This is a genomic window from Chryseobacterium aahli (genome assembly GCF_022699665.1).
Lineage (GTDB): Bacteria > Bacteroidota > Bacteroidia > Flavobacteriales > Weeksellaceae > Chryseobacterium > Chryseobacterium aahli.
The window spans coordinates 202,377-213,626 of the sequence record NZ_JALDNB010000009.1 but is presented as its reverse complement, the minus strand read 5'-3'; the positions used below and the strand labels follow the sequence as shown (position 1 = coordinate 213,626).

The window sequence follows — 11,250 nt, the reverse complement described above, 5'->3', positions numbered from 1 at the left end:
ATTGTTTTTTTGACAGATAATCAAAGAATGTAGTCACCCCTAGCCCAGATCGCAACGGCATCCTTTTTTGTTATCCGGTAAAAGCACGGGCACAAAAAAGATATAGTGCAGAGCTGGATCAAGCTCCCAATAGTCAATAGGTGAATAACGTCCTAATAAATCATATTATCCTATTCTTTATAAATATACCAATAACGATAGATTTGAAAAAAAATATCTCATGCAAAATGCATGAGATATTTAGGAATAATATTTATATGAAGTAAGTACTACAAAAATCGTGCTAAAAGTTATTTTTATCAAAAAATATTTACTAAATTCGTAGAATACGTTATGTTAAATCACAGTAGATATGCTAAAACAACATTTACAACTTAAATTAGGACAGAAACTTGCTCCTCAGCAAATCCAACTGATGAAGCTTATTCAGCTTCATACCTTAGAGTTTGAAGAAGAATTGGAAAGGGAATTAGAAGAAAATCCTGCATTAGAAGTGGTAAAGGAAGAGTCTAAAGAAGAGGAGTATTCTTCTTTGGATGAGTCTTACGAAACTGAAGGTACGGAAAGCATTGAAACAGATTTTGATGTGAATGATTACATCTATGATGACGAACCTAATTACAAAACTGCTTCCAGCAATTATTCTGCGGATGATGAAGATTTTGATAATGAAAGTCTTTTGACTGAAGGACAATCTTTATATGACTATTTAATGGAGCAAATCAACTTGATTAATATCAACCAAGATGATTTGAAAATTGCAGAGTATATTATTGGGAACTTAGATACTGATGGTTATTTGAGACGTGAAGTAAAGTCTATTGTAGATGATTTGGCTTTTTCTCAAGGGATATATACGTCTGTTGATAAGGTTGAAGATATTTTAGAAAATTATATTCAAAAGTTAGATCCTTCTGGGGTTGGTGCGAGAGGTTTGCAAGAGTGTCTTTTGTTACAGATTGAGAAAAAAGTGAGTTCGGATAAAGCAATTTCTTTGGCTGCCAATATTTTGAGATTTCAGTTTGATGCTTTGACGAATAAGCATTATAATAAAATCATTCAGAAATATGATATTGAAGAGGAAGATTTGAAGGATGCTTTAGAAGAAATCTCTAAATTATCTCCAAAAGTTGGTGGAAATTTTGATACACAAACGATCACTATCAATCAGGAGATTATTCCGGATTTTGTAATATCTGTGAAAGAAGGAGTAGTAATTCCGATGTTAAATAGTAAAAATGCGCCGACGTTAAGGGTTTCTGAAGAGTATAAAGATATTTTAACGACTTACTCTCATGATAAAAAATCATCTGAACATAAGCAAGCTGCATTATTCATTAAACAAAAGCTAGATGCTGCAAAGTGGTATATAGATGCGATTAACCAGCGTCAGAATACATTGCTGCAAACAATTAATGCGATTGTAAAATTCCAGTATAATTATTTTATTACTGGTGATGAAAAATCTCTGAGACCAATGATTCTTAAGGATATTGCAGATATTACAGGGTTTGATATTTCCACGATTTCAAGAGTTGTAAAAAGTAAATATGCAGATACGCCAAACGGAATTCTTTATTTAAAAGATTTATTTTCTGACAGCTTAACAAATGACGATGGTGAGGAAGTTTCTACTAAAGAAATCAAAATGCACCTGCAGGAAGTCATTAGCAAAGAAAATAAGAGAAAACCGCTTACGGACGACGCTTTGGTTGTGATATTGAAAGAGCAAGGTTATAATATTGCACGACGAACGATTGCAAAGTATCGAGAACAGTTAAACATTCCGGTCGCAAGATTGAGGAAAGAATTATAAAACAAAAAAGCATTTCAGAATTTGAAATGCTTTTTTTATGTTGATATTTTTTAGAAATATTTAATCTTCCTGAGAATCTATTTCTTTTAATTGATTCAGATTTTTATCAAGCCTTTTAATAAGAATTCCATAAACAAGTCTGTAGTATACCCAAATTAGCAGAACACAAAGAACTGTGCTGATAATAAAACTTACCGTAAAAGCAACCATTGACGAATCGGCAAGAGCAGTATTTTGATTATGAATAGCATACATCCCGAAAATGGTGAGAGCAGAGGTAAAAACAACAACAATTAGGATATTGATTAAAATAAATGCATTAACCGTTTTTTTGAATCTGATGATTCGGGAAATAAATTCTTTTAAATCTTCTTCAATTTTTATTTTACGGTAATTCTCATAAAACTTCACAACAAAATAACCAGTGACAAATAATGTCAGGACTTTTATAATTAAATAAATATTATCAAAAATATCTTGCAGTTGCTCATTTTTTTCAACACCTAATTTTTGTAAAGAGGCAAGAAAAGTATTTGATTCTTTGTTTTGTATAATATAAAATAATCCGAAAGCAGTAAATAATAAAAACTCGATGATGCTAATCCATAATATGTATTTCACGTAATTGCGTGATTTTTTATTCAACATCTGAAGAATTTCATCGTTGTCATATTTTGGCTGAACAGGTTGTTCTTGCCAGGTTTTCTTAAAGCTATCTAAATCAAATTCAGGCATTTTTTTCCATTTTTTCTTTAAGGACTTTCTTTAATCTATTCATCTTCACACGCGCATTCACTTCGGTAATCCCAAGGTTTTCTGCAATGTCTTTATACGGAAGATCATCCAAATACATCATCACAATTGCTCTTTCTACGTTTGGAAGTGTTTTAATCACAGTGTACAATAACGATATTTGCTGTTGCTTATCGTCATCATCTTCAATAAAATCTCTGTGATTGATATCTAGTTCGTTGGTTGGTAGGCTTTTGCTTTTCTTTCTGAAAAGTGTAATCGCGGTATTAAGAGCCACACGATACATCCATGTAGATATTTTTGAGTTTCCTTTAAATGAATCGTAGCTTCTCCACAATTGCAGTACAATTTCCTGAAAAAGATCTTCCTCATCTTCGAGAGAATTGGTATATAGCCGCGACACTTTTATAATCAAACCTTGATTATCTTTTATAAGCTGGGCAAATTCTTTCTCTTTAGAAATCAAAACGATATATAATTGCCACGAAGATAATAATATAATGTAACAATTTAATAATCTAAAAGTGTAACTATAAAAATTATTTGGAATTTCTTTAATTGGTAAATTGTTACAACGATACATTGTTAGATTTAATTATCTTTGCACCCACGAGAAAGTCGGCTTGTTGATTCTTACTTCGGTAAGGATAGGAAAGTCCGGACACCATAGAGCAGCAAAGCGGATAACATCCGTCATCCGTGAGGATAGGACAAGTGCAACAGAAAGCAGGTACAGTTCGGCTGTAGTGAAACCAGGTAAACTCTTTGTGGTGCAATGATAAGTATATCGGTTCTTTTCAGCAATGAAAATAGGGGCGGCTCGTCCTGAAAGCCGAGGGGTAATCAGCTCAAGTTTTGCAGCAATGTAAAGCGTAGATAAATAACAGGCATCCCGATTTTTCGGGGTACAAAATCCGGCTTATAGATTTTCTCGTGGTTTTTATTAGAATGCCACAAATGCACTATAATATTTTTAGAAATATCAATTCTTATTAATGCATTCATGGCATTTTATTCAATTGGTTACTCACTTTCCAACTGCTTTTTAGCCTCATCCAAACCAGCCTTATCTTCTTTTGAAAGTGTAGGATATTTCAAATCCATTTTTTCTAAAGTATCAATAATGATTTGTATTGCAGATAATCTGGCAAACCATTTATTGTCAGCCGGAATCACATACCAAGGCGCTTCATCTTTTGAGGTTTCGTTAATTGCAGTTTCGTAGCAGTTCATGTATTCATCAAACAAAGCTCTTTCGGGTAAATCTGCCGCAGAGAATTTCCAGTTTTTTTCCTGTTCGTTGATTCTATCTAATAATCTTTTCTTTTGTTCATCTTTCGAAACATGAAGGAAAATTTTAATAATAGTAGTTCCGTTTTGAGCCAAATGTTTTTCAAAATTTCTAATACTTTCGTAACGATTATTCCAGAATTCTTTGTCAAAATCCTTTACAGAATCCCAGGTTTTTTCGCTTAAATTATATTCAGGATGTACTTTACAAACCAAAACACTTTCATAATGAGAACGGTTGAAAATTCCAATCATTCCTTTTTGAGGTAAAGCTAAATAATGTCTCCACAAAAAGTCATGAGCATATTCTTTTGAGCTCGGTGTTTTAAAACTCATCACATTACAACCTTGAGGATTTACTCCGCCAAAAACATGCTCAATCAAGCTGTCTTTTCCTGCAGCATCCATTGCCTGGAGCACAACCAAAAGACATTTACTTCCATCGGCATACAGTTTTTCCTGCAGCTCACGAAGTTTTTCTTTTTCTTGGATTAAGATCTGAACACCTTCCTCTTTAGTAAGTTTCCCTTTATATTCTGTATCAGTTTTTTTTATTGAAAATTCGTCCCTTATTATAAAATCATCTGAAAAATTGTCTGCCATATTGTAATAATTTAAGTGAAAGTTTTAGAATTCAAATATTGAAGATATTATTTAATAATTTAACCTTATATAAATATAACAAAAAAACCGCCTCATGTGAGACGGTTCAATAATATTTTAAAATAATATTAGTTTCTTGCAGCTACTTTCTTAGCAGTTTTAGCAGCTTTCTTTTCAGCTTTTGCAGCCGCCTTTTGTTCAGCAGGTGTCAAAACTTTAGGTTCAGGAGCGTTTGCGTTTACATCACCTTTGATGTAGATGATACTTCTGCTGTTTACAGGGTCATTAGAAAATACTTCAATCATTTTGTTGAAAGGACCTGCATTAGCTGTAGCATATCCTACTTTGATTTTAGCAGATTTTCCTGGTAAAATTGGGTCTTGGCTAAATTCAGGAGTCGTACATCCACAAGATGGTTTTACGTTTGAAATAATCAAAGGCTTATCACCTGTGTTAGTTACATTAAAAAATCTTGTACCATCAGAATTTGGTTTAATTGCACCATATTCGTAAGTCGTTTTGTCGAATGTAATTGTTTGTGCAGATGCTAAAGCAATGGTTCCGAATAATGCAATTCCTGCAAATAATGTTTTCATAAGTAGATATTTATTAAATTTTTAAGGTCTTATGTTATCGCCTATTTTGACTAGTGCTTGTTTCACAAGTCGACCTTGGCGATTTCATATTCCTGAATGTTAATATGTTTGTTAGATAAATTTTGAGAAACAAAGTTAAAAATTATTTTAATTAATGCTTACATTTTTTTACTTTAAACTATTTTTGCAGATTATAAGATAAAGAAACCAGAATTTATGCAGATTTCAGAAAAGTATAATCCACAGGAAGCAGAACAGAAATGGTACAACTACTGGCTGGAAAACAAATATTTCCACTCAGAACCTAACGAGAAGCCGCCGTATACGGTCGTAATTCCGCCGCCAAACGTCACAGGAATTCTTCACATGGGGCATATGTTGAATAACACCATTCAAGATGTTTTGGTACGTCGTGCAAGAATGCAGGGCTTCAATGCCTGTTGGGTTCCAGGAACAGACCACGCTTCAATTGCTACCGAAGCGAAAGTTGTTGCTAAACTGAAGTCTGAAGGAATCAATAAATCTGATATCACCCGTGAAGAATTTTTGAAACACGCTTGGGACTGGACAGATAAATACGGAGGAACTATTCTTGAACAGCTGAAAAAACTAGGTTGCTCTTGTGATTGGGACAGAACCCGCTTTACTTTGGAAGATAAAATGTCTCAGCAGGTAATTAAGAGTTTTGTTGATTTATACAACAAAGGTCTTATCTACAGAGGATACAGAATGGTGAACTGGGATCCTGAAGCAAAAACCAATATTTCTGACGAAGAAGTAATCTTTAAAGAACAAAACGGGAAATTATATTTCCTTAAATATAAAATTGAAGGTACAGAAGAATTTCTTTCTGTTGCTACTACGCGTCCTGAAACTATTTTCGGTGATACTGCTGTTTGTATCAATCCAAATGACGAGAGATACGCTCATCTGAAAGGTAAAAACGTTATTGTGCCGATTGTCAACAGAATTATTCCGATTATTGAAGACGAATATGTTGATATTGAATTCGGAACGGGAGCTTTGAAAATTACTCCTGCTCACGATATTAACGATTACGAAATCGGACAAAAGCACAATCTTCCAATGATTGATTCTTTGGACGATGACGGAAATTTGAATGACCACGGTTTACATTATGCCGGAAAAAACAGATTTGATGTAAGAAAGCAAATAGCAAAAGAATTAGAAGAAAATGATCTTTTACTAAAAGCCGAAGATTACGTCAATAAAGTAGGAACTTCTGAAAGAACAGGTGCAGTTATTGAACCTAAAGTTTCTGTTCAGTGGTTCTTGAAAATGTCTGATATCGCAAAACCGGCATTAGATGTTGTGATGGATGATGAAGTGAAATTCTATCCTGAAAAGTTTAAAAATACCTACAAACACTGGATGGACAACATCCGTGACTGGAATATTTCCCGTCAGCTTTGGTGGGGACAGCAGATTCCTGCGTTCTACTATGGTGATGGAGAAAATGATTTTGTAGTTGCAGAAAACATTGAAGATGCCTTAATATTAGCAAAACAAAAAACAAGCAACGATCAACTAACAATTGCTAACCTAAAACAAGACGAAGACGCTCTTGATACTTGGTTCTCGTCATGGTTGTGGCCAATGTCGGTTTTCGATGGTTTGCTTGATTCTGATAACAAAGACATCAATTATTATTATCCGACTTCAGACTTGGTAACCGGTCCAGATATTATCTTTTTCTGGGTTGCCAGAATGATTATGGCCGGGTTAGAATTTAAAGGTGAAGTTCCTTTTAAAAATGTTTATTTTACAGGGATTGTAAGAGATAAACAGAGAAGAAAGATGTCTAAGCAATTGGGGAATTCACCTGATCCTTTAGATTTAATTTCTCAGTATGGTGCAGATGGGGTACGTGTTGGAAGTTTATTGAGTTCGGCTGCAGGAAACGACTTGCTGTTTGATGAAGATTTGATGGTTCAGGGAAGAAATTTCATGACAAAGATCTGGAATGCTTTCCGTCTGACTCAAAACTGGAATAAAGAAGATAAGCCACTCATTGCGTCAGATATTCAGGCGATTGAATGGTTTGAAAATCAGTTGAATAAATCGATTTCTGAAATCAATGATCAATTTGATAAATTCAGAATTTCTGATGCCTTGCATTTGATTCAAAAATTGGTGAAAGACGATTTCTGTGGATGGTATCTTGAAGCGATTAAACCAAATTACGGAGAAGGAATTTCGAAAGAAGTGTACGATCAGACGATTGTTTTCTTCGAAGAATTAATGAAACTTCTGCATCCGTTTATGCCATTCTTGTCAGAAGAATTGTGGCAGTTGATTTCAGAAAGAAAACCAGAAGAAGCTTTGGTCATCGCTCAGCAAAAGAAAGCAGAAGAATTTAATGAAGATATCATTAAAAACTTTGAAACTGCAGAAGAAATCATTTCAGGAGTAAGAAATTACCGTCAGACAAAAGGAATTTCACCAAGAGAAGCTGTTGAAGTTTACACAAATGCTTTGAATTTTGAAAACGAAGCGGTTGTTAAAAAATTAGCAAGCATTTCTGAAATTCACTTTGGTGAAAAAACGGATAAACCAAGCTTTACTTTCTTGGTAGGATCTACTGAAATTTCGATTCCGTTAAGCGAAAAATTAGATTTAGAAGAAGAAAAAAAGAAGACAGAAGAAGAAGTAAAATATCTGAAAGGATTTTTAATCTCTGTTGATAAAAAGCTTTCTAACGAAAAATTTGTTGCCAACGCAAAACCAGAAGTGGTAGAAGTTGAACGCAAAAAACAAAAAGATGCGCAGGATAAGATTGCGATTTTAGAAGAAAAGCTGAAAAGTTTATAAAAGTCTTTTAAACAAACTTTTATAATATGGAAGACGATAGAGAAATTTTTACATTAAATAGCAATACTGTTGCTTCAAATCCAGGTAGAGTAAAAGTTATGCCTTTGGTTTTGATGAAACATTTTCATACACCTATTTTATTATTAATTGCTCTATTGGCTTCGATTGCATTTGCTCTTGATGTCTCATTAATTTGGGGTGGATTTGCTTTTCTTATTTTTTTAGCAATAAATATTTTTTATTGGAGAAGAAAAAAAGAACATTTTGCACACGGAGATTCAAACGGCGGAATTATTATTTCAGATAAACCAAAACTCATTGCAGTTACCACAGATCTTTCCATAGGATTCGGAGGAAAGTATCCTGTTGTGAAAATTATATCTTACAAAGGGAAAGGAAAATTAAATGATAGAATAAGTACTGTTGCCTTATATCAAGGCTCCGATAATACTACTACTCATTGGGATGATTTTTTTCCGGTTCCGGTAGAATATGTAAATAATAATGAGATAGAACTCAAAGATGTTTTGCAATCTTATTCAGATGAAAGTTGGGAAATTCTACAACATAGAATTCAACAAATAAATAAACCATACAGAGAAGGTTTATTTAAAATTTATTCTGACGAAAGCAATTGGTAATTAAAGGTCAAGAATTAGACTGATATAAATCTTAATCTTTACCTCACCCTTAACCTAAAAAATTAAAATGCAACACCTAGAAAACATACAAAAATTATTCTCAAAAAACTTCGTAGAAAGTCCGTTGCTCGAAAGTTTTGATGTGGGAAAAATATACCTTGCAACCGGAAAACTGGTTGCATGCGATCCTTTGATTACAAATGATATGCAGGCTTTCACCAATGTTTTTCCTAAAGGTGACTTTGCTGTTTTACTTCATAAAGAAAGAGAAAGCAATTGCGTGGCTTATGCTGAAATTGTCTTCAGCGATTCCGAAATAACATCTTGGAAATTAGCGACAACCGAAAGTCAGAACATCAAAGATTTAGCCGAAGGTGAAGTTTTTGGTTATCCCGTAGAAAGCGGAATGGGCTGCTTTATGGATGTAGAAACGCAGAAAAGTCTTAATGATTTAGAACAAAAATTATATCATAGAAAAGGAGATGATTTTATGGGAATTTACGAAGAGTTTTTCCATGAGCATTTTTTTGACGAAAAAGGAGCAATAGATCAGTATGCATTTCTAAAACCCTCAGAAGACCTTCCGGGAACAATTTTTGGTTTCGAAACTGGTTATGGTGAAGGCTTTTACGCAAGTTATGTAGGTTATGATAAAGAAAATACGTCTGTTAAAATCGTAACTGAATTTATTGAAATTTTGGTAAATTAAAAGGCTTTAAAGCTCGATTCGAATAAATTAATTCATACGACTAAAAGTTAAATTTGATTTAATTTAATCAAGATTTAAAATTTTTATTTTTTGTAACAGTAAGTTGTTTAAATTTACTGTAAGCTAAAATTACAAAATATGAATTTTTCTTCAACACAACCCAAAATCATTGTGGTTGGAAGTTGCTCACTAGATTTGGTTCTATATACCGAAAAAATACCATCATCCAATGAAACGGTGATGGCAAGTCATTGCGATAATTATTTTGGCGGAAAAGGCGCAAATCAGGCAGTTGGAACTGCGAGATTGGGTGCTAGTGTTTATTTCATTGGTTGTGTGGGCCTTGACCCGCTCGGACAGCAAATCATGAGAAATCTTGTCGGTGAAAACGTGAATGTTGGTTTTGTAACAGAAACAGACAAAGACTCTACAGGCACAGCTTACGTTACAAGCTCTGATGGAGATGCTGCGATTGTAGTCGTTCCGGCAGCAAATAAATATCTGACAACTCAGAATGTAGAAGAAGCCGATAAATATATCTACGCCTCAGACATGGTTCTTTTGCAATTGGAAATTCCGATGGATGTTGTAGAGTTTACCATTAAAAAAGCGAAAAGCTATGGCAAATTGATAGGTTTATATGCCTCTCCCGGAAGACCTTTAAGCAATGAAGTAATTGAAAATGTTGATTTTATTGTAGCTAAAAGCAACGAGCTTGAAATCATTTTCGGTGAAGATCAAAAAGAGAAAGTCCTCAAAAAGTATTTTAATAAAGTTTTCATTCGTGACGAAACCAATTCAACCATATATTTTGATGGTACAGAAATGAAATATTTCAGAAACGAAGACGAAAACATGGTCTACAAAATGGGAATGGGCGATGCATTTACATCGGGTTTTTCCATCGCACTATGTCATGGAAATTCAATTGAAGAATGCGTGAAATTCGGAAATGAGGTTTCTTCAAAAGTTTCATTGGGGAGAGGTGCCCAGACAGCACTTCCAAAGCTTTCAGAAATATTGAAGTAAATTATTTACCGCATATCGAAATTTCGAAAATCAATTAAATTTCAGCATAAAAATATCCACTTTTGACAGTGGATATTTTATTGTAATCCTATGGAAAAACTGCTTCTCCAAACTGATGACGGAATTCAACTTGCCGCCCATCTTTTTAAACCTGAAAAAAGCAATCATCAACTTTTATTGATTAACTCGGCGACCGGTGTGAAGCAGCAGATTTATTTCTCATTTGCACAGTTTTTTGCTTCAAAAGGTTTTACCGTTATCACTTACGATTACAGAGGAATTGGTCTTTCAAAGCCTCAAAAGATGAGAAACTTTAATGCATCCATGAGAATTTGGGGAAGTAAAGATTACAAAACATTGACGCAATTTATTCTAAATAACTTTCCGGATTACAAGAAATTTTGTCTAGGACATTCGGTTGGTGCTTTGATTCTCGGGATGAACAAAGACTCTGAAATATTTGACGAATTTTTCTTTGTTGGAACTCAAAATGCATTCGTCGGGAATCTAAAATGGCGGACGAAAATTGAAGCTGTTTTAGGATTCGGAATTGCACAGCCTGTATTCACTGAACTATTCGGTTATTTTCCAGCACATTGGTTCGGACTTGGAGAAAGTCTGCCAAAAAATTGCGCTTATGACTGGAGAATCTTAATTTTGAACAAGAAATCCACCAATAAATTATTGCTTAAAACGGATGATTTTTCAAAAGATTTAAATCAAAAAGTTTTCGTCATTCAGGCTGAAGATGACGCATGGTTAACGGAAAAAGGGGTGAAATCATTATTAAATGATACATATCCGAATCTGAAGCCAACGTACAGACTGATTAAAACTTCAGAATCTGAAAAAGGTGAAATAGGACACATCAATTTTTTCAGAAGTTATAATAAAAATCTTTGGAAAATTATTTTAACCGAAATTCAATAATAAAACGTAGCAAAAAATTCCCCTCCTCTGGAGGGGTGGCGAAAATTCAAA

General features: G+C 33.8%; 10 protein-coding genes and 1 other RNA gene. 7 read left to right on the top strand and 4 right to left on the bottom strand.

The genetic code is table 11. The annotated features are described in order from the left end of the window. Window positions 1–352: 352 nt before the first annotated feature. On the top strand, window positions 353–1,816 hold the full coding sequence (rpoN, locus tag MQX03_RS15220; protein ID WP_129536172.1) for an RNA polymerase factor sigma-54: 1,464 nt from the start codon (window positions 353–355) through the stop codon (window positions 1,814–1,816). 60 nt (window positions 1,817–1,876) lie between these two features. On the opposite strand, the gene MQX03_RS15215 is transcribed toward rpoN, so the two are convergent. Together MQX03_RS15215 and MQX03_RS15210 are read right to left on the bottom strand one after the other, a co-directional pair. Beyond that, window positions 1,877–2,551 carry a beta-carotene 15,15'-monooxygenase gene (locus tag MQX03_RS15215; protein ID WP_242804065.1) on the bottom strand — a complete coding sequence of 225 codons (675 nt, stop codon included), beginning with the start codon at window positions 2,549–2,551 and terminating at the stop codon, window positions 1,877–1,879. Further along, window positions 2,544–3,035, bottom strand: a complete 492-nt coding sequence (locus MQX03_RS15210; protein WP_047442405.1) for an RNA polymerase sigma factor — start codon at window positions 3,033–3,035, stop codon at window positions 2,544–2,546. Before MQX03_RS15210 ends, MQX03_RS15215 begins: the two co-directional genes overlap by 8 nt. Window positions 3,036–3,179: 144 nt before the next feature. Between MQX03_RS15210 and rnpB the strand changes: the two genes are divergently transcribed. Next, window positions 3,180–3,507: RNase P RNA component class A (gene rnpB, locus MQX03_RS15205), an RNA gene on the top strand. 85 nt (window positions 3,508–3,592) lie between these two features. Here rnpB and MQX03_RS15200 read toward each other — a convergent pair. Together MQX03_RS15200 and MQX03_RS15195 are read right to left on the bottom strand one after the other, a co-directional pair. Then, window positions 3,593–4,462: a PPK2 family polyphosphate kinase gene (locus MQX03_RS15200; RefSeq protein ID WP_242804064.1), complete on the bottom strand. Its 870-nt coding sequence runs from the start codon at window positions 4,460–4,462 to the stop codon at window positions 3,593–3,595. Window positions 4,463–4,590: 128 nt separating this feature from the next. Further along, window positions 4,591–5,058, bottom strand: a complete 468-nt coding sequence (locus tag MQX03_RS15195) for a DUF1573 domain-containing protein (RefSeq protein ID WP_242804063.1) — start codon at window positions 5,056–5,058, stop codon at window positions 4,591–4,593. Window positions 5,059–5,274: 216 nt separating this feature from the next. Here MQX03_RS15195 and MQX03_RS15190 point away from each other — a divergent pair, with 216 nt between their 5' ends. The 5 genes from MQX03_RS15190 to MQX03_RS15170 all read left to right on the top strand — a co-directional run bounded on the left by MQX03_RS15190 (window position 5,275) and on the right by MQX03_RS15170 (window position 11,199). Next, complete coding sequence (locus tag MQX03_RS15190) at window positions 5,275–7,890, top strand: valine--tRNA ligase (RefSeq protein ID WP_242804062.1); 2,616 nt, start codon at window positions 5,275–5,277, stop codon at window positions 7,888–7,890. Window positions 7,891–7,916: 26 nt separating this feature from the next. After that, the gene (locus tag MQX03_RS15185; protein WP_242804061.1) at window positions 7,917–8,531 is read left to right on the top strand and encodes a DUF3239 domain-containing protein; all 615 of its coding nucleotides are present in this window, start codon (window positions 7,917–7,919) and stop codon (window positions 8,529–8,531) included. A 67-nt stretch (window positions 8,532–8,598) separates the two neighbouring features. Then, complete coding sequence (locus tag MQX03_RS15180; protein ID WP_242804060.1) at window positions 8,599–9,240, top strand: DUF4241 domain-containing protein; 642 nt, start codon at window positions 8,599–8,601, stop codon at window positions 9,238–9,240. Between the two features lie 138 nt (window positions 9,241–9,378). Then, window positions 9,379–10,269: a ribokinase gene (locus MQX03_RS15175; RefSeq protein ID WP_242804059.1), complete on the top strand. Its 891-nt coding sequence runs from the start codon at window positions 9,379–9,381 to the stop codon at window positions 10,267–10,269. Between the two features lie 90 nt (window positions 10,270–10,359). Further along, entirely contained in the window at window positions 10,360–11,199 is an 840-nt protein-coding gene (locus tag MQX03_RS15170; protein WP_242804058.1) for an alpha/beta hydrolase family protein, read from the top strand. Window positions 11,200–11,250: the final 51 nt, after the last annotated feature.